General features: G+C 73.5%; 21 protein-coding genes and 1 tRNA gene. 10 read left to right on the plus strand and 12 right to left on the minus strand.

The annotated features are described in order from the left end of the window. Positions 1–43: 43 nt before the first annotated feature. The gene (locus tag I4I81_RS22345) at positions 44–982 is read right to left on the minus strand and encodes a serine hydrolase family protein (RefSeq protein WP_218603829.1); all 939 of its coding nucleotides are present in this window, start codon (positions 980–982) and stop codon (positions 44–46) included. A 233-nt stretch (positions 983–1,215) separates the two neighbouring features. Between I4I81_RS22345 and I4I81_RS22350 the strand changes: the two genes are divergently transcribed. The 3 genes from I4I81_RS22350 (at position 1,216) to topA (ending at position 7,268) form a co-directional block, all read left to right on the plus strand. Continuing rightward, a complete protein-coding gene (locus I4I81_RS22350) occupies positions 1,216–3,537 on the plus strand; it encodes a sodium-translocating pyrophosphatase (RefSeq protein ID WP_218603828.1) in 2,322 nt (773 codons plus the stop codon). Between the two features lie 100 nt (positions 3,538–3,637). Next, positions 3,638–4,228: a hypothetical protein gene (locus I4I81_RS22355; protein WP_218603827.1), complete on the plus strand. Its 591-nt coding sequence runs from the start codon at positions 3,638–3,640 to the stop codon at positions 4,226–4,228. A gap of 283 nt (positions 4,229–4,511) precedes the next feature. Beyond that, positions 4,512–7,268 (plus strand): type I DNA topoisomerase, encoded by a 2,757-nt coding sequence (gene topA / locus I4I81_RS22360; protein ID WP_226363975.1) that lies wholly within the window; start codon positions 4,512–4,514, stop codon positions 7,266–7,268. Between the two features lie 4 nt (positions 7,269–7,272). Here the strand turns inward: topA and I4I81_RS22365 are convergent, their stop codons facing one another. After that, the gene (locus I4I81_RS22365; RefSeq protein WP_218603825.1) at positions 7,273–7,743 is read right to left on the minus strand and encodes a GatB/YqeY domain-containing protein; all 471 of its coding nucleotides are present in this window, start codon (positions 7,741–7,743) and stop codon (positions 7,273–7,275) included. Between the two features lie 35 nt (positions 7,744–7,778). On the opposite strand from I4I81_RS22365, the gene I4I81_RS22370 reads away from it, so the two are divergent. The 3 genes from I4I81_RS22370 (at position 7,779) to I4I81_RS22380 (ending at position 9,523) form a co-directional block, all read left to right on the plus strand. Next, positions 7,779–8,720 carry a metallophosphoesterase gene (locus I4I81_RS22370; protein ID WP_226363510.1) on the plus strand — a complete coding sequence of 314 codons (942 nt, stop codon included), beginning with the start codon at positions 7,779–7,781 and terminating at the stop codon, positions 8,718–8,720. Positions 8,721–8,744: 24 nt separating this feature from the next. Next, positions 8,745–8,821: transfer RNA gene (locus tag I4I81_RS22375), tRNA-Pro, on the plus strand. Between the two features lie 57 nt (positions 8,822–8,878). Then, positions 8,879–9,523, plus strand: a complete 645-nt coding sequence (locus tag I4I81_RS22380) for a GyrI-like domain-containing protein (RefSeq protein WP_218603824.1) — start codon at positions 8,879–8,881, stop codon at positions 9,521–9,523. Here I4I81_RS22380 and I4I81_RS22385 read toward each other — a convergent pair. The 5 genes from I4I81_RS22385 to I4I81_RS22410 all read right to left on the minus strand — a co-directional run bounded on the left by I4I81_RS22385 (position 9,493) and on the right by I4I81_RS22410 (position 14,021). Beyond that, positions 9,493–10,125 carry a DUF6891 domain-containing protein gene (locus I4I81_RS22385; RefSeq protein WP_218603823.1) on the minus strand — a complete coding sequence of 211 codons (633 nt, stop codon included), beginning with the start codon at positions 10,123–10,125 and terminating at the stop codon, positions 9,493–9,495. The two genes, I4I81_RS22380 and I4I81_RS22385, sit on opposite strands and share 31 nt — an antisense overlap. 7 nt (positions 10,126–10,132) lie before the next feature. After that, positions 10,133–11,029 (minus strand): DUF6319 family protein, encoded by an 897-nt coding sequence (locus I4I81_RS22390; RefSeq protein WP_218616306.1) that lies wholly within the window; start codon positions 11,027–11,029, stop codon positions 10,133–10,135. A 266-nt stretch (positions 11,030–11,295) separates the two neighbouring features. Continuing rightward, positions 11,296–12,318, minus strand: a complete 1,023-nt coding sequence (locus I4I81_RS22400) for an LLM class F420-dependent oxidoreductase (RefSeq protein WP_218605037.1) — start codon at positions 12,316–12,318, stop codon at positions 11,296–11,298. Then, a complete protein-coding gene (locus I4I81_RS22405) occupies positions 12,318–13,142 on the minus strand; it encodes an SDR family oxidoreductase (protein ID WP_218605036.1) in 825 nt (274 codons plus the stop codon). The genes I4I81_RS22400 and I4I81_RS22405 overlap by 1 nt, the downstream gene beginning before the upstream one ends. Positions 13,143–13,199: 57 nt before the next feature. Continuing rightward, complete coding sequence (locus I4I81_RS22410) at positions 13,200–14,021, minus strand: class I SAM-dependent methyltransferase (RefSeq protein ID WP_225924660.1); 822 nt, start codon at positions 14,019–14,021, stop codon at positions 13,200–13,202. Positions 14,022–14,039: 18 nt separating this feature from the next. Here I4I81_RS22410 and I4I81_RS22415 point away from each other — a divergent pair, with 18 nt between their 5' ends. Beyond that, positions 14,040–14,576, plus strand: coding sequence for a DinB family protein (locus tag I4I81_RS22415; RefSeq protein ID WP_218605034.1), 537 nt, complete (start codon positions 14,040–14,042; stop codon positions 14,574–14,576). Here I4I81_RS22415 and I4I81_RS22420 read toward each other — a convergent pair. From I4I81_RS22420 to I4I81_RS22430, 3 genes are all read right to left on the minus strand, one after another. Further along, the gene (locus I4I81_RS22420; RefSeq protein ID WP_218605033.1) at positions 14,546–15,037 is read right to left on the minus strand and encodes a GNAT family N-acetyltransferase; all 492 of its coding nucleotides are present in this window, start codon (positions 15,035–15,037) and stop codon (positions 14,546–14,548) included. The genes I4I81_RS22415 and I4I81_RS22420 overlap by 31 nt on opposite strands. Before the next feature lie 328 nt (positions 15,038–15,365). Then, a complete protein-coding gene (locus tag I4I81_RS22425; protein WP_226363511.1) occupies positions 15,366–16,466 on the minus strand; it encodes an AI-2E family transporter in 1,101 nt (366 codons plus the stop codon). Positions 16,467–16,512: 46 nt separating this feature from the next. Then, a complete protein-coding gene (locus I4I81_RS22430) occupies positions 16,513–17,253 on the minus strand; it encodes a PaaI family thioesterase (protein ID WP_218605032.1) in 741 nt (246 codons plus the stop codon). Between the two features lie 392 nt (positions 17,254–17,645). Here I4I81_RS22430 and I4I81_RS22435 point away from each other — a divergent pair, with 392 nt between their 5' ends. Then, positions 17,646–18,092, plus strand: coding sequence for a septum formation family protein (locus I4I81_RS22435; RefSeq protein WP_218605031.1), 447 nt, complete (start codon positions 17,646–17,648; stop codon positions 18,090–18,092). 134 nt (positions 18,093–18,226) lie between these two features. Beyond that, the gene (locus I4I81_RS22440) at positions 18,227–20,050 is read left to right on the plus strand and encodes a prolyl oligopeptidase family serine peptidase (protein WP_218616307.1); all 1,824 of its coding nucleotides are present in this window, start codon (positions 18,227–18,229) and stop codon (positions 20,048–20,050) included. A gap of 81 nt (positions 20,051–20,131) precedes the next feature. Here the strand turns inward: I4I81_RS22440 and I4I81_RS22445 are convergent, their stop codons facing one another. Next, positions 20,132–20,554: an organic hydroperoxide resistance protein gene (locus I4I81_RS22445; protein ID WP_218616308.1), complete on the minus strand. Its 423-nt coding sequence runs from the start codon at positions 20,552–20,554 to the stop codon at positions 20,132–20,134. A gap of 135 nt (positions 20,555–20,689) precedes the next feature. On the opposite strand from I4I81_RS22445, the gene I4I81_RS22450 reads away from it, so the two are divergent. Further along, positions 20,690–21,730, plus strand: a complete 1,041-nt coding sequence (locus I4I81_RS22450) for a GNAT family N-acetyltransferase (protein WP_218605751.1) — start codon at positions 20,690–20,692, stop codon at positions 21,728–21,730. 55 nt (positions 21,731–21,785) lie between these two features. Here the strand turns inward: I4I81_RS22450 and I4I81_RS22455 are convergent, their stop codons facing one another. Continuing rightward, positions 21,786–22,901 (minus strand): ABC transporter ATP-binding protein, encoded by a 1,116-nt coding sequence (locus I4I81_RS22455; RefSeq protein WP_218605752.1) that lies wholly within the window; start codon positions 22,899–22,901, stop codon positions 21,786–21,788. Between the last annotated feature and the right edge of the window lie 94 nt (positions 22,902–22,995).

Consider the following 22,995-nt stretch of genomic DNA (forward strand, 5'->3'; position numbering starts at 1 on the left):
GACCGAGGTTGGCACACGCCACCGACAACTCCGGCGGCCGGCGTCAGCCCAGTGCCTGCACGGCCGCCGCGGCCACGTCCGTCACCTCGGCGCGCGCCGCGTCCCATCCCGGCCCGGTGGGCACCCGCGTCAGCACCACCACGACGAACCGCTGGTCCGCGCCCACCACGCCCGCGCTGTGGAGGTAGTACTGCCCCGAGAAGCAGCACATCCAGCCCTGCTTGGCCTGCGCACCCACCGCACCGGCCCCGTCCACCACCGGGGCGAGCAGTCCGAAGGCCTGGTCGAAGCCGTCGGCCGCGATCGCCGGTGCTGCGGAGAGGGCGTCGACGACGACAGTCCGATCGCCGGCCGGCATCTCCCCGAACACGTAGTCGTAGAGGCGCAGGAAGTCCGTGGCCGACACCGACATCTCGCCCCACTGCGACGGGTCGGCGGGCGCCGTGGTGCCGGTGAGCCCCAGGTCGGCACCCACCCGGGCGGCGGCCCCGGGCCCGTCGAAGCGTACCCAGAGCGCGTTCATCGCGGAGTCGTCGCTGGGCCCGAGGGCACGGCGGACCAGGTCCAGGTCGTCGTCGGTGACGACCAGGCCCTCGGTGCGGCGCCGGTCGAGCACGTCGACGGCGACCACCAGCTTCGACAGCGACGCCGTGTAGAACGGCTCGGCCCCGCGGTCACCGACGACGGTCTCCCCCGTGACGCGGTCGAGCACCGCCACCCCGAGCTCGGTGGCGGGAGCGGCGGACGCCTGCGCGGCGTCGACGGCGGCCTGCGCGAGTCCGGTACGCGGCGCGGGGGCGAACACCAGGTCGGGGATGGTCGGGACCGGCACCGGGGCGGGAGTGGGCGGTGCCGCAACGGAGAAGCGGGCCATCGCCATCGGTCGGTCGTCGGCCGCCACCAGCGGGATCGCCACGCTCACCACGGCGAGGCAGGCACAGACGAGTCCACCGGCGGCCACCGGACGGGTACTGGAGGTCACGCAGCGTTCACGACCGACACGCTCGCGGAGTTCGCGGCGACACGCGATCCGAGCACTTCGTGACCTTATCGTTGCCCCGCCGGTGCACGGCACCTCCGCCCGAACGCGGCGTGCGTCACACATTTACACTGCACGCGCCCGCCACCGCGCCTACCTGCGGAGACGGCTCGTGAAGACGCCAGGGTCGACGTCCACGCCCCTGGCCCTAGTGATCCACTGAACCAGGAGGACGGATGTCTCGGTCCACCCTCGCCGCGGATGCAGGCTCCATCGCGCTCGCGTCGAACGACTACATCATCGTCGGTGTGGTCGCGGTGGTCGCCCTCGCTGCACTGGCCATCGGCTTCGTCCTGCGCAAGGAGGTGCTCGCGGCAGACGCGGGTACCCCCAAGATGCAGGAGATCGGCCGTGCGGTCCAGGAAGGCGCCACGGCGTACCTCAACCGCCAGTTCAAGACGCTCGCCGTCTTCGTCGTCATCGTGTTCTTCCTGCTGTTCGCGCTGCCCTCGTCGGGCTTCGGCGAGAGCATCGGACGCTCGATCTTCTTCCTGATCGGCGCGCTGTTCTCGGCCACCATCGGCAGCCTGGGCATGCGGCTGGCGACGGCGGCGAACATCCGTGTCGCCTCGGCGTCGCGCGAGGAGGGCGGCCGGGAGAAGGCCACCCGCATCGCGTTCCGCACCGGTGGCGTCGTCGGCATGTTCACCGTCGGCCTCGGCCTGTTCGGTGCGGCCGTCGTCGTGCTCGTCTACGCCGGCGGCGCTCCCCGCGTGCTGGAGGGCTTCGGCTTCGGCGCCGCGCTGCTCGCGATGTTCATGCGCGTGGGCGGCGGCATCTTCACCAAGGCCGCCGACGTGGGTGCCGACCTGGTCGGCAAGGTCGAGCAGGGCATCCCGGAGGACGACCCCCGCAACGCCGCCACGATCGCCGACAACGTCGGCGACAACGTCGGCGACTGCGCCGGCATGGCCGCGGACCTCTTCGAGTCCTACGCCGTGACGCTCGTGGCCGCGCTGATCCTCGGCACCGCCGCGTTCGGTCTGCAGGGCCTGCTGTTCCCGCTGATCGTGCCGGCCATCGGCGTGATCACCGCGGTGATCGGCATCTACATCACCCGCACCCGCCCGAACGAGGGCAGCCTGAAGACGATCAACCGGAGCTTCTACATCTCCGCGGGGATCTCGGCGCTGCTCAGCGCGGTCGCGGCCTACGTCTACCTCCCGGGCACCTTCGAGGGGCTGACCAACCCGACCGACGCCACGGTCGTGGGCGACATGGCGGGCTCCGACCCGCGCCTGCTGGCCACGGTCGCCGTGATCATCGGCATCGTGCTGGCCGCGGCCATCCTCAAGCTCACCGGGTACTACACCGGCACCGAGGACAAGCCCGTCCAGGACGTCGGCAAGTCCTCGCTGACGGGTGCCGCCACGGTCATCCTGTCCGGCATCTCGATCGGTTTCGAGTCCGCCGTCTACACCGCGCTGGTCATCAGCGCTGCCGTGTTCGGCGCGTTCGCGCTGGCCACGGGCTCGATCACGGTGGCCCTGTTCGCGGTGGCGCTGGCCGGTACCGGCCTGCTCACCACGGTCGGCGTCATCGTCGCGATGGACACGTTCGGCCCGGTGGCCGACAACGCCCAGGGCATCGCCGAGATGTCGGGCGACGTCTCGGGCCCTGGCGTCGACATCCTCACCGAGCTCGACGCGGTGGGGAACACGACGAAGGCCATCACCAAGGGCATCGCGATCGCCACGGCCGTGCTCGCGGCCACCGCGCTGTTCGGCTCCTACCGCGACGCGATCACGGTGGCGCTGGCCGAGGCGAACGTCGCCCTCGGTGACGTGGGCACCGCGTTCGCCTACGAGGTGTTCGCCCCGAACACCCTCGTCGGCGTGATCATCGGTGCGTCGGTCGTGTTCATGTTCTCGGGTCTGGCGATCAACGCCGTCACCCGGGCCGCGGGCGCGATCGTGTTCGAGGTGCGTCGCCAGTTCCGGGAGAACCCGGGGATCATGGACTACTCCGTGCGCCCCGACTACTCCCGCGTCGTCGACATCTGCACCCGCGACTCGCTGCGCGAGCTGGCCACCCCCGGCCTGCTCGCCATCCTGTCGCCGATCGCCGTCGGCTTCGGTCTCGGCGTCGGCCCGCTGGCCGGCTACCTGGCCGGCGCCATCGCCACCGGCACCCTGATGGCCGTGTTCCTGGCCAACTCCGGTGGCGCGTGGGACAACGCGAAGAAGCTGGTCGAGGACGGCAACCACGGCGGCAAGGGCTCGCCCGCGCACGAGGCCACCATCATCGGTGACACCGTGGGCGATCCGTTCAAGGACACCGCCGGCCCGTCGATCAACCCGCTGCTCAAGGTCATGAACCTGGTCGCGGTGCTCATCGCGCCGGCCGTCGTGGCCCTGTCGGTCGGCCCCGCGGCGAGCCCCGTGATCAGCATCGCGATCTCGCTCGTCGCGGTCGCGATCATCGCCGGGGCGATCATCGTGTCCAAGCGTCGTTCGACGTCGATCACCGACACCCCCGCGGAGAGTGCGGTCGCCTGACCCCACCCCTCGCAGTCCGGAGGCCGTCCATCCCACGGGTGGGCGGCCTCCGGCGCGTCGGGGGTCGGCAGGGTCGAACGTGTGTTCTATCCTGCGGGGCGTGCCGCAGCTGTCGCTGTTCTCCGCCGACGCGCGCCCGGCCGGGGTGCGCGATCTCGGCGGCCTGCTCTGCGGGCCGGGCCGGATCGCCCGCTTCGGCGCGGGCGACCAGGCCCGCCTCTCGATCGTCGTCGTCGACGCCGCGCGCACGCCGGCCGTCGTCGCCGCGTGCGCGGCCACCGGCATCCCGGTACGGCCCGTCAGCACCGAGTCCGGCGCGGTCGTCCGCAGCGCGTTCCGCTGCGACCTCGTCGGCCTCGCAGCCGAGTGGACCCGGGGAGCGGACAAGGCGGTGCCGACGGGCTGGCAGCTCGACGGCGCGGCACTGCGCCTGTGGGCACTGGCCGCGGGCCGCCCCGACGACCACGGCGGCTACCTCCTGATGCTCGACCCGGACGCTCCCGGGACCCACCTCCCGCTGCTCGCGGCCACCACCCGCCTCGGCATCCCCCCGGCGCGGACGGCCTGCGGCACGGCCCTGCGGATCAGCGGGACGAGACGGGTACAGCGGCTCGTCGAGCTGGTCGGACCGGCCCCGTCGGGGGTCCCCGCGGGCGACTGGCCGCGGTGCTGGGGACGCCGGACGAGTTGACAGCGGTGGTTACGCTCCCCCGGCACGAAGCGTCCCGGTGTGACCGAGGCGACACCCTGCGTGGGTGGGCAGGCCCGGGTTCGATGTGTAGGCCGGGAGAAGAGGCACGCATACTGCCAGGGCAGGCCACCGCGCAGCCGCGAAGGAACAGGACAACGTGACAACCGGAACGACGAGCTCAGCACCCGACACCGGGGAAGACACCGGCGCCCCGAAGGCAGGGGGCGGCCGGCGCACCCGCACACCCGCCGCCACCGCGACCGGGCGTCCGACGCGCCGGTTGGTGATCGTCGAGTCCGGCACGAAGGCCGCGAAGATCCAGAAGTACCTGGGCAAGGACTACGTGGTGGAGGCCTCCGTCGGCCACATCCGCGACCTGCCCCGCGGCGCGGCCGACGTCCCGGCCAAGCACAAGGGCGAGGCCTGGGCGCGTCTCGGCGTCGACGTCGACAACTCCTTCGCGCCGCTCTACATCATCACGCCGGAGAAGCGGAGCAAGGTCGCCGAGCTGCGCGAGGCGCTCAAGTCCGTCGACGAGCTCCTGCTCGCGACGGACCCCGACCGCGAGGGCGAGGCCATCGCCTGGCACCTGCTCGACACGCTCAAGCCGAAGATCCCGGTCCGCCGGATGGTCTTCCACGAGATCAGCGAGCCGGCGATCCGCGCCGCCGTGGAGAACCTGCGCGACCTCGACCAGGACATGGTCGACGCGCAGGAGACCCGCCGGATCCTCGACCGCCTCTACGGCTACGAGGTCTCCCCCGTGCTGTGGAAGAAGGTCATGCCGAAACTCTCGGCGGGCCGGGTGCAGTCGGTGGCCACGCGGATCGTCGTGGCCCGCGAGCGCGAGCGGATGGCGTTCGTCTCCGCCTCGTACTGGGACATCGCCGCGCAGATGGACGCGGGCGCCGAGGCCACGCCGCGCCAGTTCGGGTCGCGCCTCGTCGCGATCGACGGCACGCGCGTCGCCACCGGCCGGGACTTCGGTCCCGACGGCAGGCTCAAGTCCGACGCTGCGTCGACAGACGCCAAGAACGGCGCGGTGGCCCTCGACGAGGCCGGTGCCCGCCGGCTCGCCGAGGCGCTGCAGGGCCGCGACCTCACCGTCGAGTCGGTGGAGTCGAAGCCGTACACGCGCAAGCCCTACGCGCCGTTCATGACGTCCACGCTGCAGCAGGAGGCCGGGCGCAAGCTCCGCTTCTCCGCCGACCGCACGATGCGCAGCGCGCAGCGACTCTACGAGAACGGCTACATCACCTACCTCCGCACCGACTCCACGACGCTGAGCCCTTCGGCGATCGACGCGGCGAGGAACCAGGCGCGCGAGCTCTACGGCGACGCCTACGTGCCCGCGCAGCCCCGGCAGTACACCCGGAAGGTCAAGAACGCGCAGGAGGCCCACGAGGCCATCAGGCCCGCGGGTGACGTCTTCCGCACGCCGGGCGAGATCGCCCGCGAGGTCGACGGCGACGACTTCCGGCTCTACGAGCTGATCTGGCAGCGCACGGTCGCCTCGCAGATGGCCGACGCGCGCGGCACCACGATGAGCATCCGGATCGCGGGCACCGCCGCCACCGGCGAGGCCGTCACGTTCGCCACCTCGGGCCGCACGATCACCTTCCCCGGGTTCCTCAAGGCCTACGTCGAGACCGTCGACGACCAGGCCGGCGGCGAGGCCGACGACGCCGAGTCGCGGCTGCCGGAGCTGACGAAGGGCCAGGCGGTGACCGCCGCGTCGCTGACGCCGGAGGGCCACTCCACCAACCCCCCGTCGCGGTTCACCGAGCCCAGCCTGATCAAGCAGCTCGAGGACCTGGGCATCGGCCGCCCGTCCACCTACGCCTCGATCATCAAGACGATCCAGGACCGCGGGTACGTGTGGAAGAAGGGGCAGGCGCTGGTCCCGTCGTGGATCGCGTTCGCCGTCGTCGGCCTGCTGGAGCACCACTTCGGCCGCCTGGTCGACTACGACTTCACCGCCGCCATGGAGGACGAGCTCGACGCGATCGCCGCGGGCACCCAGGGCCGCACGCACTGGCTCTCGGGCTTCTACTTCGGCGGCGACCAGGGCAGCGAGGGCTCGGTGGCCCGCGCGGGCGGGCTGAAGAAGCTCGTCGGCGTCAACCTGGAGGAGATCGACGCGCGGGAGATCAACTCCGTGCCGGTCTTCGACGACGTCGTGGTCCGGGTCGGCCGCTACGGCCCCTACCTGGAGCGGATCCGCGACGGAGCGTCGCAGCGGGCCAACCTGCCCGAGGACCTGCCGCCCGACGAGCTCACCCGCGAGGTCGCCGAGCAGCTGTTCTCGGTGCCGCAGGAGGGCCGGTCGCTGGGCGTCGACCCGATCAGCGGGCACGAGATCGTCGCCAAGGAGGGCCGCTACGGGCCCTACGTCACCGAGCTGCTCCCCGAGCCGGAGGCCCCGCCCGTCGTCGAGGGCGCGAAGCCGAAGAAGGCGCCCGCGAAACCGAAGCCGCGCACCGGGTCGCTGTTCAAGGGCATGTCGACGGAGACGATCACGCTGGAGGAGGCGCTGCGGCTGCTGTCGCTGCCGCGCCTCGTGGGTGCCGACCCGGAGAGCGGCGAGGAGATCACCGCGCAGAACGGGCGCTACGGTCCCTACCTCAAGAAGGGCACCGACTCGCGGTCGCTCACCGACGAGGAGCAGCTGTTCACGGTCACCCTCGAGGAGGCCGTGGAGATCTACAAGCAGCCCAAGCAGCGCGGCCGGCGCACCGCGGCGGCCACCCCGCCGCTGCGCGAGCTCGGCGAGGACGTCAACTCGAAGAAGCCGATGGTGATCAAGGACGGGCGCTTCGGCCCGTACGTCACCGACGGGGAGACGAACGCGAGCCTGCGCAAGGGCGACAGCGTCGAGCAGATCACCGACGAGCGCGCGTCGGAGCTGCTGGCGGAGCGGCGGGCGAAGGCCCCGGCGCCGAAGAAGGCTCCCGCCCGCAAGCCCGCGGCCCGGAAGCCCGCGGCGAAGAAGCCCGCCGCCAAGCGGGCCCCGGCGAAGAAGGCCCCGGTCGAGAAGTAGGGGTTCAGCCCACCAGGAGTGCCTTCACCGCGGCGGCGACGCGCCCGCCGTCGGCCCGACCGGCCGCGGCGGCGCTCGCCCGCTTCATGACCTGGCCCATCTGGCGCGGGCCGGGCTGCTCGCCCAGCTCGGCCGCGGTCTCCTCGACGGCCGTGCGCGCGATCGCGGCCAGCTCGTCGTCGGAGAGCTGGGTGGGGAGGTAGCGGTCGAGGATCTCGCCCTCGGCCCGCTCCTGCGCGGCCAGCTCGTCGCGGCCCGCCCCGGCGAACGCCTCGGCCGACTCGACGCGCTTCTTCGCCTCCTTGGCGATCACCTTGAGCACCTCGTCGTCGGAGAGCTCGCGCGCCTCAGTGCCGGCGACCTCGGCGTTGCCGATGGCCGTCAGCGTCATGCGGAGGACGGACTTGACCAGCTCGTCGCGGGCCTTCATCGCCGCGGTCAGGTCGGTCCGCAGCTGTGCCTTCAGGGTGCTCACGGCACGGGACGCTACTCCCGCCGTACCCTGGGCCGGTGAACAGCTGGGCTCGGCTCGCCATCGGTGCCACCACGACGGGGGCGGCCACCGTCGCCTACGCGGCGGGCGTCGAGCGCCGCCGCTGGACGCTGCGCGAGGCCACGATGCCCGTGCTGGCGGCCGGGACCCGGCCCCTGCGGGTGCTGCACGTCTCCGACCTGCACATGACGCCGGGCCAGCACAGCAAGCAGCGGTGGGTCGCCGAGCTCGCCGCGCTCGAGCCCGATCTCGTCGTCAACACCGGCGACAACCTCGCGCACCCGCGCGCCGTGCCGAGCGTGATGGCCGCACTCGACCCCCTGCTGTCGCTCCCCGGCGTCTTCGTCTTCGGCAGCAACGACTACTTCGGCCCCACCCCGAAGAACCCGGGCCGCTACCTGACGAAGAAGCGGTCGAAGCCGACGGGCGAGCTGCTGCCGTGGCGCGACCTGCGTGCGGCGATGATCGAGCGCGGCTGGCACGACGCCACGCACGCCCGGCTGACGGTCGACGTCGACGGCGTGTCCGTCGCTGTCGCCGGCGTCGACGACCCTCACCTGGGCCTCGACCGGTACGACCGCATCGCCGGCCGTCAGGGCCCCGACCACGGCCTCTCGCTGGGCCTCACGCACTCCCCCGAGCCGCGCGTGCTCGACGCTTTCGCCGCCGACGGCTACGACCTCGTCATGGCGGGCCACACACACGGTGGCCAGCTCCGCGTGCCCGGCGTCGGCGCGATCGTCACCAACTGCGGCATCGACCGCTCCCGCGCCCGCGGGGCGTCGCGCTGGGGCACCCACACACACCTGCACGTCTCCGCCGGACTCGGCACGTCGCCGTGGGCCCCGGTCCGCTTCGCGTGCCCGCCTGAGGCCACCCTGCTGACGCTCGTCGCCCGCCCGGTCGTGGTGCACACCTCGGAGTCGACCCCCGCGAGCGCTGCGTCGGACGTCGGCTAGACTTCATCACGGCCCTCGGGCCATCGGGGTGTGGCGCAGCTTGGTAGCGCGCTTCGTTCGGGACGAAGAGGTCGCAGGTTCAAATCCTGTCACCCCGACCACACGCAAGGCCCTCTGACCAGTAGGTTCAGAGGGCCTTCGGTCTTTCCGGGAGAAGCGTGGACGTCAAGGTCGATCTCAAGCGCGAGCTGCCGTGCTACACCGCGAAGCGCGACGCACCGCAGGTCGTCGACGTGCCGGACCTGCAGTACCTGATGATCGACGGCCACGGCGACCCGAACACCCCCGTCTACGAGGCGGCGGTCTCCGCGCTCTACCCCCTGGCCTACGCGCTGAAGTTCGCGGCGAAGAACGACCTCGGGCGCGACCACGTCGTGATGCCGCTCGAGGGGCTCTGGTGGGCCGACGACCTGGGCAGCTTCACGACCGCGCGGGACAAGTCGCGGTGGGACTGGACGATGCTGATCCTGCAGCCCGACTGGATCACCGCCGCGATGTTCACCGACGCCGTCGAGCGGGTCGGGGCCGGGAAGCGCCGCCCCGAGCGCCTCGACGACGTGCGTCTGCAGTCGCTGTCGGAGGGGCGCTGCGTGCAGGCGCTGCACGTCGGCGCCTACGACGACGAGGCCGAGCTGCTGCGGCGAATCCACGAGGAGTTCCTCCCCCGTCACAGGCTCGTCGCGACCGGGAAGCACCACGAGGTCTACCTCAGCGACCCGCGGCGGGTCGAGCCGGCGAAGCGGCGGACGATCCTGCGCCAGCCGGTCGGGGATCAGCCCGGGAGCCTGCGCCGCCAGTCCTGACCCCGCACGACGAGACGCGCGCCCGCGTCACCGTCCCACTCGGCGACCAGCCTCTGTCCCACGAGCTCGGCCCGGACCCGCTCCCCGACCTCTGCGTCGGCCGATCCGGACCACGCGCCGAACGCCAGGTACAGGTCGGCGTCCGGGTCGGAGAGGCGCTCCGCGTCCTGCTCGTGGAAGAAGACGAAGCCGTCGCTGCGCGGGCCCGGCGGCGCCTCGTCGCGGATCTCGTCCCGCCCGCAGGTCAGGCAGCAGGTGAAGTTCATCCGGGCGACGATCCCGGAGGCCTCCAGAGCCGCGAAGGCGTCGTCCAGGCGGTCGGCGTCGGTGCGCGGCGGCCAGGACTCCTGCTCCGCGAGCCGGGCCCGCCACAGGTCGTCGACGGCCGTGGTGACCGCTGCCGCCGGCAGGCCGGGGAAGTCGTCACCGGCCTGGTCGCCGACGATCTCGACGACGTCGGCGCGCGTGCGGAACCCGGGCAGCACCAGCTCGGCCACGCGCTCGGCGAGCCGCGCCTCCTCGGCTGCCGTGAGGACCGGTGCGGCGGGGGCGGTCGGTGCAGCAGGGGCACCGCGCAGGCGTCTGCGGAGACCGTCGAACACCGGGACCTCAGACGTCGAGCTGGTCGAGCACCCGCTGCGCGGCGTCGAGTTCGGTGCGCAGCTGCTCGACGCGGTCGCGCTGACGCTTCCGCGCGCTCTCCAGCGACGACTCGATCGCCTCGGCGACGGCGGGCGGCAGGGACCGGGCGGCGGTGGCGACGTCGGCGGCCGGCACGGGGGCGGCGGGCACCACCCGCTTCGTGCCCACCCGCACCTCGACGGTCCACTCGCCCTCGGCCGTGGCCTCCAGCGTGACCGTCATCCCGGACGGGCGGGCGGCCTTGCCCCGTGCGGGACGGGTGGTGGGGACGGGCGCCGCGGCCGGGTCGGACGCCGGGACCCTCGACTCCGCGCCGGTGGGCGTGGCGGCGGCCTTCGCCGACCGCGCGGCGGCCTCGGCCGGCCTCGCGGCCGCGGAGGAACGCCCACCGGCCGCACCCGGCTCGGCCGGCTTCGTCGCCGACGCACCCGGCTCCGCCACGGCCGCATCGGGACGGGACGTCGGCCCGGTCGAGCGAACCGACGCCGCGGCCGGGCGAGATGCCGCCGCATCCGAGCGAGGCGGTGCCGCGGCCGGGCGGGGGGCGGGCGAGTCGGACCGGGGCGCGGGCGCCGACGCACGGGGGGTCGTGGCCGGCTTCACCGCAGGCGCCCCGGTCGACCGGGCGGGGCGGGTGCGGGTGAGCTCGTTGGGCGAGCAGAACATCGTGTCGCGCGACCCGGCCGGCCTGACCTGGATGAAGTCGCCGTCGGACGGGTCGCCGACCGCGGAGACCTTGGCCGATCTCCCTGCGGGCACGCCGACCGCGGCCGCGGTGAACCACACCGTGACCGGCTTCCCCGCGGCCGCCGCCTCCCGCACGGCCACCACGTCCTGCTCCGTCAGCGCACCCGGTGCCGCCATCTCGTGATCTCCCTCGACTCGTCCGTGCGCATCATGCCCGGCACCTCCGACAGTCCCGACCGGTGTCGTCGCAACGTGGCTGCGCCGGCGGGACGGACGCCGCGCACGCAGGTTGCAGCGGGCCGCCGACAGCCGCTCGCTGATCCTCGACGCGGCGCGCGAGGGCCTCGTCCGCGACGGCTTCCGCGGCACCACGACCGTCACCATCGAGGCCAGGGCCGGGGTGTCGCATGGAAGCGGCTGCTGCGCCGGATGCTGGACGTGGACTAGGCGACCAGCTCCGCCACGACCTCCAGCTCGGCCCGGCCCCCGCCGACGACCATGGTCGTGACCAGCGACGACCGCCAGTGCTCCAGCTCCTCGGCGATCTTGCTCCGCGGCCCGACCAGCGCGATCTGCTCCACCATCGACAGCGGCACCGCGGCGGCGGCCTCGTCCTTGCGCCCGGCCAGATAGGACTCCTGGATGCGGGCGCACTCGGCCTCGAAGCCCATGCGCGCGAACACGTCGTAGTGGAAGTTCGCGCCCTTGGCCCCCATGCCGCCGATGTAGAGCGCGAGCATCGGACGGACCCGGTCGGCCGCCGCGGTGACGTCGTCGTCGACCACGACGTGCACCATGCAGACGACCTCGAAGTCCGCCGCCGTGCGCCGCGCCCCCGGGCGCGCGAAGCCCTCGGCGAGGCAGTCGCGGTAGAACGCGTCGTGGCGCGGCGCGTAGAACAGCGGCTGCCAGCCGTCGGCGATCTCCGCGGCGAGCGCGACGTTCTTCGGGCCCTCGGCCGCGAGCAGGATCGGCAGGTCCTCGCGCAGCGGGTGGATCGTCGGGCGCAGCGGCTTGCCCAGCCCGGCCCCGCCGGGGTGCGGGATCGCGTAGTGCTCCCCGGAGAACTCGACGCGCTCGCGCGCCAGCGCCGACCGCAGGATCTGCACGTACTCCCTGGTCCGCGCGAGCGGCTTCGGGTACGGCTGCCCGTACCAGCCCTCCACGACCTGCGGCCCGGACGCGCCGATGCCGAGCACCGCGCGGCCGCCGGAGAGGTGGTCGAGCGTCAGCGCGGCCATCGCCGTGGCGGTCGGGGTGCGGGCCGACATCTGCACCACCGAGGTGCCCAGCCGGACGCGCGAGGTGCGCGCGCCCAGCCAGGCCAGCGGTGTCAGGGCATCGGAGCCGTACGCCTCGGCGGTCCAGATCGAGTCGAACCCGAGGTCCTCGGCCGCCGCGACGCGGTCGGCCGCCTCCGGGTCGGGGCCTGCGCCCCAGTACCCGAGCGCGAGTCCGAGGTCCATCAGAGGGAGTCCACGAAGAAGTCGAGCTCCGGGTCGTCGGTGCCCCCGTACTCGGAGATGTCGGTCTTGCCGGACCGCGCGAGTGCCTCGACGTCGAGGAAGATCTGCCCGGTCGGGCGCTCCGCGTCGGTGAGCAGCGCGACGGCTGCGTCACCCATGATCTCCACGGAGCGGGCGCGGGTCGCCGCGTCCTCGCCGCCGAGCAGGTTGACCACCGCCGCGGTCGCGATCGTGGTCTGCGGCCACAGGCAGTTGGCGCGCACGCCCTTCTCCGCGAACTCCGCGGCGAACCCGAGCGTCAGCAGCGTCATGCCCATCTTGCTCAGCGCGTACGCCGGGAACTTCCCCAGCCAGTGCGGAGCCAGGTTGATCGGTGGCGACAGCGTGACGATCTGCGCGTCGTCGCTGGCGAACAGGTGCGGCAGCGCGGCACGGGTGAGCTGGAAGGTGCCCTTCGCGTTGATCTGCTGCATCAGGTCGTAGCGCTTGGGCGTGAGGTCCAGCGTGCCGGCCAGGTTCAGCGCCGAGGCGTTGTTCACGACGATGTCGACGCCGCCGAACGTCTCCACCGCGGTGGCGACGGCGCGGGCCACGTCGGCCTCCTCGCGCACGTCGCCCACCACCGCGACGGCGTGACCACCCGCGGCCTCGATCTCCGCGACGGCGGTGTGCACCGTGCCGGGCAGGCGGGGGTCGGGCTGGTCGGTCTTGGCCAGCAGGACGGCGTTCGCGCCCTCCTTCGCCGCGGCGATGAGGATGGCCAGCCCGATGCCGCGGCTACCGCCGGACATCACGATGGTGCGGCCCTTGAGGGAGTCGGTCACATCAGCTCCAGGATCGACGGACACAGTCAGGGCTGACCGTATCGGAGCGTGCCCGGTTCAGGGGCGGGTCGCCCGGACGAGCCATGCGGCGGAGTCGAACTCCACGCCGCGTGCGGTGCGGTGGTCGGCGAGCGCGGCGCGGAGGGTGTCGAGCGCGGCGGCGCGGGTGGCGTCGTCGAGGTCGGCGAGCATCCCCGCCTGCTGACCCGCGACGAACCGGAGGGCGTCGTCGGGATCGGTGCCGAACCACATCGGCTCGACCACGCCGCTCACGGTGACGTCGGTGAACCCGGCCCCGGTGAGCAGGGCCCGCACGACGTCCGGCTCGCTCAACGACAGCGGGCTCGGGCCGGTCGCCGGGATCGGGCCGGCCGCCACCGCACCGCGGAACGTGCGCATCCACTCCTGCCGCTCGTAGCCCTGCCAGGTCAGCAGGACCAGCCGCCCACCCGGCCGTAGCGCGCGGGCGATGTTGGCGAACGCGGCGGGCGGGTCGCCGAAGAACATCGAGCCGTGCCGGCTGACGACGACGTCGAACCAACCGGGGTCGAACGCGTGGGTCTGCGCGTCGGCGTGCCGGAAGACCGCGTTGCCGACGCCCTGCGCCGCCGCGGTCCGGCGGGCGAGGTCGAGCATCCGTGCGGACAGGTCGACGCCCAGCGCCGACCCGGCTGTCGCCCGGCGCGCGGCGTCGCGGGTGACCTGCCCGGCCCCGCACCCGACGTCGAGGACGGCGTCGGTCGGGCCGATCGCGGCGGCGTCGAGGAACGGCTCCCGGTAGCGGGCCACACCGGCGTCGAAGCGGTCGGCGTTGTCTGCCCAGAAGTCACCGGTCGGGCCGTCCCAGGCACGGAGCTGATCGACGTTCGACGCGTCCATGCGTGCCACCATGGCACGGTGTCGATCTCCCTGCTGCGCTGGCAGTTCGAGCTGACCTGGTCGCTGCTGGAACTGCACCTCGACGCCCTGGAGCCCGCCGACGTGCTGTGGGAGCCGGCCGCGCACGTCTGGACGGTCCGCCCCGGCGACGACGGCTGGATCCCGGACTGGGCCGACGCCGAGCCCGACCCGATCCCGGTGCCGACGATCGGCTGGGTCACCTGGCACATCGGCTGGTGGTGGAGCGTCGCACTGGACCACGCGCAGGGCCGCCCGCCGCGCGACCGCATGCAGATCCGCTGGCCCGGCGACCTGGCGTCGACGGTCGCATGGCTGCGCGCCCTGCGCGTCGAGTGGCTGTCCGTGCTCGACGGGCTCACCGACGCCGACCTCGACGACCCCGCCCCGTTCCCGTGGCCGCCGGAGCAGGGGCTGCGCGTCGCCCACATGATCGCCTGGGTGACCGTCGAGCTGACGAAGAACGTCAGCGAGATCGGGCAGCTGCGCCTGGTACGCGCAACGGGTCAGCCCTCGGGAGGACGGGGCGCGACGTAGACGTGCACCGTGCGGCGGCGCCCGTCCTGGGCCATCCAGTCAGCGGGCCGGGTGTCGATCCGGCGCCAGCCCAGCCGCTCGTAGAAGGCGACCGCGGGCTCCCCCTCGACGACGTCGAGCCACAGCCCCTCCGCCGTGCGGGCCACCGCGGCGGCGACCAGCGCGGCGGCCACCCCGCGACCGCGGGCGGCCGGGGTGGTGAACAACCGTTTGATCGCGGCGAGCCGCTCGGGCGGCACCCCGGTGTCCGCGACGACGGCGGCGTCGGGCGCGGTCGCCACGCAGAGGTGCCCGACGATCTCGCCGTCGGTCTCGGCGACCCACGCCGCCGTCAGCCCCTCCGGGTCGAGCCACGCCGCGGGGTCGGCGGGCCACTCCGTCGGGTAGCGGTCGGCGTCGTGCACGGCCCGCAGCGCGGCCACGCAGCCCGCCACGTCCTCCGGTCGTCGCTCACGGATCACCCCTCCATCCAACCGGCCCCGCCCGATGGCCACCGACCGACCCGGACCGCCGCTGGCCGGTGGCGAGCGCGAGATGCTCCGCGCCTTCCTCGATCACCCCCGCGCCGGCCTCGCGCCGAAGTGCGACGACCTGTCCACCGAGCAGCTCCGCACGCGCTCGTCACCCCCGTCGACGCTCACCCCGCTCGGGCTCGCCCGGGCCAACGGCCACGCCGACCTGTTGCGGGAGGGCGAGCGCCTTGACCTGATCGCGGAGCTCGACGGGGACCACGAGACGACCCCGATCGCCCGACACGACAGGCTGTGTCCCACTCATGGGGTGTCCCACTCATGGGGTCCCGGTACCACCGGCGGACTCCGAGTCGTACTCGTCCGGCTCGTCGGCCCCGGGCACGTCGTCGCGGATGAGGACGTCGATCCAGCGGGTGTGCGGGTGCATGTCGACGAGCAGGGCCTTGGCCAGCAGCGTCAGCGGGATGGCCAACAACGCACCCAACGGCCCCACGACGAATCCCCAGAACACCAGGGCCAGGAAGGTGAGCGTCACCGACAGCCCGACCGCGTCTCCGACGAACCGCGGCTGGATGATCGTCTGCAGCACCACGTTGATCACCATGAACGACGCGACGACCGCCAGCATCAGCCCCGGCCCGCCCTCCAGCAGCGCGAACAGCGCGGGCGGGGCGAGCGCGATGAGGAACCCGATGTTGGGCACGAAGTTCGCGACGAACGCCAGCAGCCCGAACAGCAGCGCCAGCGGCACGTCGAGCACGAGCAGCACCGCCACGTCGAGCGTGGCGATGATCAGGCCGAACACCGTGGCGACGGCCAGGAAGCGGCGCGTGCCGTGCGCGAAGGACGTGAGCGCGTCGACGACGTGCGGGCGCGAGCGGGCCAGCGCCTTCATCCGCTCCGGGAAGGTCGCGGAGTCGAACGCCATGAACAGCAGCACCGACAGGATCAGCAGCAGGTTCGACAGCAGCCCCGCGAACTGCGCGAGGAAGCCCTGCAGCACGCCGACGAGGCTCCCGATGTCGAACTGGTCGAGCGCGGTCTGGATCTGGGCGGGCCCGACCCCGATCGTCGCGAGCAGGTCCGAGGCGTCGTTCAGGAGGTCGTTGAGTCGGCCGCTGTAGGTCGGGAGCACAGCGGCGAGCTGGGCGACGGCGTAGACGAGCGACCCGACGAGCGCGACCAGGATCGCGTACACCGACCCGAGCGTGACGAGCGTGGCCAGCCAGCGCGGCACGCCCCGGCGCCGCAGCGCCCCGGCGATCGGCGAGACCGTCACCATCAGCACCAGAGCGAGGAACAGTGGCCCGAGCAGCCCGCCGAACGCCTGCAACCCGGCGATGGTCACGACGGCCGCGGCGAAGCCGAACAGCGGGTTCGTCCAGCCGGAACGGGTGGCGGGTGCGGCGTCGGTCACGGGCAGATCGTGGCAGAACCCCGAACCGCGGATCGGCAGGCGCGCCTCAGGTACCGAGCCAGCGGCTCGCGACGCCCACCGCGGCGAGCCGGTCACGGGCGTCGCGCAGCTCCGCCCGGCCGACGGCGAAACGCGAGCCCGCGTGCACCGGCGTCGCGCGGGCGGTGAACTCCGCGCCGTCCGTGGGCACCGGGCGGACGAAGGTGACGTCGAGCTCGACGCCGCCCGCCGCGGCGTCCAGCGCGTGCGCGAGGACGGTGGCCAGCACCCCGCCCTGCACGGTGGAGCCGAAGTTGGCGAGCCCCGGGTCCGCCGTCCCGACGGCGACGCCGGGGGTGACCCGCAGCGCGAGTGCGGTGGGCGACGACTCGGCGACGGGCGGCGGCGCGGACGCGGGCAGCACCGCGCACCGGCTGCTCAAGGTCGCGACGAGCGAGCCGTCGACCCCGCGCACCTCGGCGGTGCTCACGCCGGTGGTGCCGAGGTGCCCGAGCCGTGCCGTGGCGGTCAGCGCGCCGGTGCCGGGTGCGTGGACCGACGCGTGCAGGCTCAGCGTGCTCACCCGCAGTCCCGGCGCCAACCCCGTCCCGACGACGGCGCCGAGCAGGAAGTCGGCGAGCACCAGCGCCGCCCCGAGCGGCGGCAGCACCTCCGCCGACGGCAGCGTCGCGACGACGCGCCCCGGCTCGACCTCGACGAGCCGCGCACCCGCCGTCCGGGAGGCCGGGGCGAGCCGGGTGGGGTCGGTGACCGCGGCGCGGAGGCGGTCCAGCGTCGAGGCGGGCACGGCATGGACGCTAGCCCGTGGGGCCGGGCGGTTCGACCCGCCCGCACCCCTGGCACAGCAGCAGGAGCGCCGGAAGGACGGGGTCGCCCGCCCCGATCGAGGCGAGGAACGGAGAGGAGAGCACCGCCGCGCGTCACGTGATCCGTCTGCCCCGCGCCCACACCACGGTCACGAACGCACGTCCGCGGCGGCCGCACGGGGCATCGGGCCAGGCTCCACTCCCGCCCACGGCCCCGGCGGCGCGGCGACCCGAAAGGGACGATCGTGCTCATAGCGGTCGACCCCCTGGAAGTGCACCCGGACAGGCCCGGTTCTCACCCGATCTGTACCCGGAGATCGCGGCGTCCGGCCGTAACATTCGCTCCCCGTCGACCGTCCTGAGGAGCATGACGATGAACACCACCCTGCGCCGCGCCGCCACAGCCGTCCTCGCGGCAGGTGCGTTGGCACTCCTCTCCGCGTGCGGCGGCAGCACCAGCGTGCTGGACCTGGAGGTCGGCCAGTGCATCACCGACGAGACCCCCGAGGGCGAGCAGGTGAGCAGCGTCCCGGTCGTCGAGTGCTCCCAGCCGCACGTCGGCGAGATCTACGCCCTGCCTCAGCTCCCCGACGGCGACTTCCCCGGTGACGAGGCCGTCACCGCGTCGGCGCAGGAGCTGTGCGCCGGGCCCGAGTTCCAGACCTTCGTCGGCGTCCCGATCGACCAGACCACGCTCAGCGTCAACTTCCTGATCCCCAGCGCCGAGACGTGGGCCGAGGACGACCGCGAGATCGTCTGCATCGTCGGACCCGCCGACGGCACCCCGGCCACCACCTCGCTGCGGGGCTCCAACCTCTGACCGCGCCCGGCACCCGGCGTACCCCGGGTTCCACCCCTCACGAGGCCTCCGGCCGGGCGAGCGGCATGCCGCTCCGCTCCGCGCTCCGGGCTCAACCCGCCCCCGGCCCGCCCGGTTACGGCAGGATCTCGTGCGTGACGACCCATCCCGCCGCGCCCGTGCCCGAGACCCTCTTCGACGACGAGCGCGAGCAGCGCTGGCGGGCCCGGTTCACCGCGCCGCGGATGTCGCGGCCGGCGTGGGCCCTGGACGCGCCGGACCGCTGCCTCTACTCGTCGAACGCCAGCGGGACGACCGAGATCTACGTCTGGGACCGCGCCACCGACACCCACCGGCAGGTCACCGACCGCGCCAGCGGGACGCACTCCGCGACGCTCCCGCCCGACGGGTCGGCCGTCTGGTGGTTCGACGACACCGACGGCGACGAGCTCGGGCACTGGGTCACCGAGCCGTTCGCGCCGGACGGCACCGCCGCGGTGCCCGCACTGCCCGGCGTCGAGGACGGGTACTCGGCCGGCCTGGAGATCGGCCGCCGGGTCACCGTCGTGGGCACCTCCACCGACGACGGCACGCGCATCTGGCTGCGCCGCGACGTCGACGCACCGGCGACGGTCGTCTACGAGCACGTCGAGGACGCGGGCGTCGGCGCGCTGTCCGAGGACGAGACGCTCCTCGCGATCGGCCACTCCGAGCACGGCGACTCGCGCCACCCGTCGCTGCGCATCGTCCGCGTCGACGACGGCAGCGTCGTCGCGGAGCTGCACGACGGGCCGGGCAAGGGGCTCGGCGCGATCTCGTTCGCCCCGGTCGAGGGCGACCCGCGGCTGCTGGTGCAGCACGAGCGGCACGGACGCGAGGAGCTGCTGATCTGGGACGTCGTCGCGGGCACCGAGACCGAGATCGAGCTCGGCCTGCCCGGCGAGGTGTACGCCGACTTCACACCCGACGGGCGCGCGCTGCTCGTCGGGCACACCCACGCCGCCCGCACCCGACTGCACCGCTACGACCTCGACGCGGGCGTGCTCACCGAGCTGCCCGTCGCACCGGGGTGCGTCGGTTCGGCGGAGGTCCGGCCGGACGGCACGGTCGAGTACAGCTGCAGCTCCGCGGCCGAGCCGTCGACGATCCGGGCGCTGCACCCCGACGGCACCGACCGGGTGCTCGTCGCGCCTCCCGGGGAGCGCGCGCCGGGTTCGGTACCGGTCACGGACCTGTGGGTGGACGGGCCCGGCGGGCGCATCCACGCTCTCGCCGCCACACCGCCCGACGGGGACGGCCGCGCGGTGTTCAGCCTGCACGGCGGCCCGCACGCCGCCGACGAGGACCGCTTCGGCGCCATGCGCGCGGCGTGGGTGGAGGCCGGGTTCGTCGTCGTCGAGGTCAACTACCGCGGCTCCACCGGCTACGGCTCGGCGTGGCGGGACGCGATCGAGGGCCGGCCGGGCACCACGGAGCTGGAGGACGTCGCCGCGGTGCTCGACGCGTGCGTCGCGCAGGGCCTGGTCGACCCGGCGAAGTGCGTCGTCGAGGGCTGGTCGTGGGGCGGCTATCTCTCACTGCTCGCCGTCGGCACGCAGCCGGAGCGGTGGGCCGCGGGGCTCGCGGGCGTGCCGGTGGCCGACTACGTCGCCGCCTACGCCGACGAGATGGAGCAGCTGCGCGCGTTCGACCGCGCCCTGTTCGGCGGGTCGCCGGAGGAGAAGCCCGAGCTGTACCGCACGGCGTCACCGCTGACCTACGTCGACGCCGTGCGGGTGCCGGTGCTGGTGCTGGCCGGGGAGAACGACCCGCGCTGCCCGATCCGCCAGATCGACAACTACCTCGACGCCCTCGCCGCCCGCGGGGACGTGGCCTACGAGGTGGCGCGGTTCGACGCGGGCCACGGCAGCCTGGTGGTGGACCAGACGCTGCAGCACATCGCGACGGAGATCGACTTCGCCCGTCGCGCCCTGGCCTGAACGGCAGCAAAGCCACTTTGCTGCCGTCTGGCGGCGGCAAAGTGGCTTTACTGCCATTGCGGGCGGGGCGGGGCGGGGCTGTCAGACCGTCGCCTTCAGCTCCACGTCGACGTTGCCGCGGGTGGCCTTGGAGTACGGGCACACCTGGTGCGCGCCCTCGACGAGCTCGTCGGCCTGGGCCTGGTCGAGGCCGGGGAGGTGGGCGGTGATGACCGCACTGATGCCGAAGCTGGTGTCGTCGGGCGCCAGGCTCACCGACGCGTCGACGGTGGCACCGTCGGGAACCGTGACGCCCTTGTTCTTCGCCACGAGGCGCAGCGCGCCGTGGAAGCAGGTGGCGTAGGCCGCCGCGAAGAGCTGCTCGGGGTTGGTGGCCCCGCCGGGTCCGCCGAGTGCGGGCGGCATCTTCAGGTCCTGGTCGATGATCCCGTCGCTGGTCCGGACCCGCCCGTCCCGGCCACCGCCGGACGAGGTCGCCTCCGCCGTGTAGATCGCGTCCGCCATCGTGCTGTCCTTCCGTCGGGAATCTGTCGTGCACAACATACCTCCGGTCGACGACCCCGCGCCGTCACGCGTCGGTAGCCGGACGGAAACACGCGGCGCGCACGATGGCGGACGTCCCGAGGAGGTGGCGGCTCGATGCTGTGGCGCGTGCACGTGGAGCTGGAGGACCGGCCCGGCCGGCTGGGCGAGCTCGCCACGGCGGTCGGTGACGCGGGATGCAACATCATCTCGCTGCACGTCGTCGGGGAGCCCGCCGACGACGGATCGGTCACCGACGAACTGCTGGTCCGGGTACCCACCGGGATCGACGCGGCGGAGATGGCGGCCGCGATCGAGCGCGCCGGGATCCCGTGCTCGTTGCTGGTGCGGGCCGACGCCCAGGAACTCGCCGACCCCGCGACGACCGCTCTGGCGCTCGCCCGGATGGTCGCGGCCGATCCGGGCAGCGCCCCGCGCGCGGTCGCGACGATGCTGCGGGCCCGCCTGGTCGACCCGGCCGACCCCGACCCGGGCGGCCACACCCACGCACTGCGCGTGGGTGCGCGTCAGCTCCGCCTCGGCCGGGCGTGGCCGTTCACCGCGACCGAGATCTCCCGCGCGGCGGCGCTGCTGGAGCTCGCGGCGCAGCTCGCGCTGCGCACCCCCGCCGCGCCCGAGCGCGACGACCGCATCCTGCTCCTGCGCGACGGCTCCGAGGTCCGGATGCGCGCCGCGACCCCGGGCGACGCCCCGCTGGTCGCGGCCCTGCACGCCCGCTGCTCCCCCGCCACCCGGCGGTCGCGCTTCCTCAGCCCCGCTCCACGCCTCGACGGCGCCGAGTTGGAGCGGCTCCTCGGGGGTGACGACGGCGAGGCCGTCCTCGCCATCACCGTCGACGGCGGCAGCGCCGTGGGCATCGCCACCTTCGGCCCCGACGGCCCGACGGCAGCGCGGTTCGGCGTGCTCGTCGCGGACGCCTGGCACGGCCGCGGCGTCGGCACGGCCCTGCTGCGGCGGATGGCCGACATGGCCGCCGACCGCGGGCTCACGGAGCTGACGGGCGTCGCCCGTCCGGACGACCTCGGCGTCACCCGCCTGCTGCGCCGGGCCGGACTGCGCCCGTCGGCGGAGATCTCCGACGGCGAGGTGCGGCTGCGCGCCGCCCTACCGACGTCCAGCGGCACCCTGGTCGGGTAGTGCAGGAGGGGGCCGCCCGTCCACGCTGACGGACGATCCCCTCCCGGATCGGGGGTCAGGCCTCGGCGGGGGCGATCCGCGAGCCGGTACCGGGAGAGAAGACGTGCTCCTCGCCCGGGCGGATGGCCAGGTGGATGATCTCGCCCTTGCGCGGGGGCGTGCGGGCGTCGACGCGCACGGTGAGCAGCTCGGCGTCACCCGCCGCGGAGCCGTCGTCGACCTTCAGGCTGCCGTAGGCGAACGCGTCGGACCCGAGTTCCTCGACGACGACGACCTCGAAGGGGAACCCCTCCCCGTCGCCCACGACGGAGATCGACTCGGGACGGAACCCGAGCGTCGCCGTGCGCGCGCCCTCGGCCGACAGCGCCGAGCGCACCGAGCGCTGCAGCGGCAGCGTGTGCCCGCCGATCTCCGCGCCCTCCTCCGAGATCGGGACATCGGCGAGGTTCATCGCGGGTGAGCCGATGAAACCGGCGACGAACACGTTGTCGGGGCGGTCGTAGAGGTTGCGCGGGGTGTCGACCTGCTGGAGCAGCCCGTCCTTCAGCACCGCGACACGGTCGCCCATCGTCATGGCCTCGACCTGGTCGTGGGTGACGTAGACGGTGGTGGTGGCCAGGCGCCGCTGGAGTGCCGCGATCTGCGTGCGGGTCTGGACGCGGAGCTTGGCGTCGAGGTTGGACAGTGGCTCGTCCATGAGGAAGACCTGCGGGCTGCGGACGATCGCGCGACCCATCGCGACGCGCTGGCGCTGTCCGCCGGACAGCGCCTTCGGCTTGCGGTCGAGGAAGGCGCGGAGGTCGAGCACATCCGCGGCCTCCTCGACGCGCTTGCGGATCTCCTCCTTGCCCATGCCCGCGATCTTGAGCGCGAAACCCATGTTGTCGGCGACGGTCATGTGCGGGTACAGCGCGTAGTTCTGGAACACCATCGCGATGTCGCGGTCCTTCGGCGGCAGGTGCGTGACGTCCTTGTCGCCGATGAAGATCCGCCCGCCGGTGACCTCCTCCAGCCCCGCCAGCATGCGGAGCGAGGTGGACTTGCCACAACCGGAGGGGCCGACGAGGACGAGGAACTCGCCGTCGGCGATGTCGAGGTCGAGCGCGTCGACGGCGGGGTGCGGGGCACCCGGGTACGTGCGCGAGGCAGCGTCGAATGTGATGCTGGCCATGGTGGGCTCCTCCAGGGAGGTCGAGGGCGGGCGCGCCTGGCCCCCGGGAAACCCGGGCCTGCCTGCATGGTTGACCGGTCTGCAGGTCGGCGTC

The organism is Pseudonocardia abyssalis (assembly GCF_019263705.2).
GTDB classification, from domain to species: Bacteria; Actinomycetota; Actinomycetes; order Mycobacteriales; family Pseudonocardiaceae; genus Pseudonocardia; species Pseudonocardia abyssalis.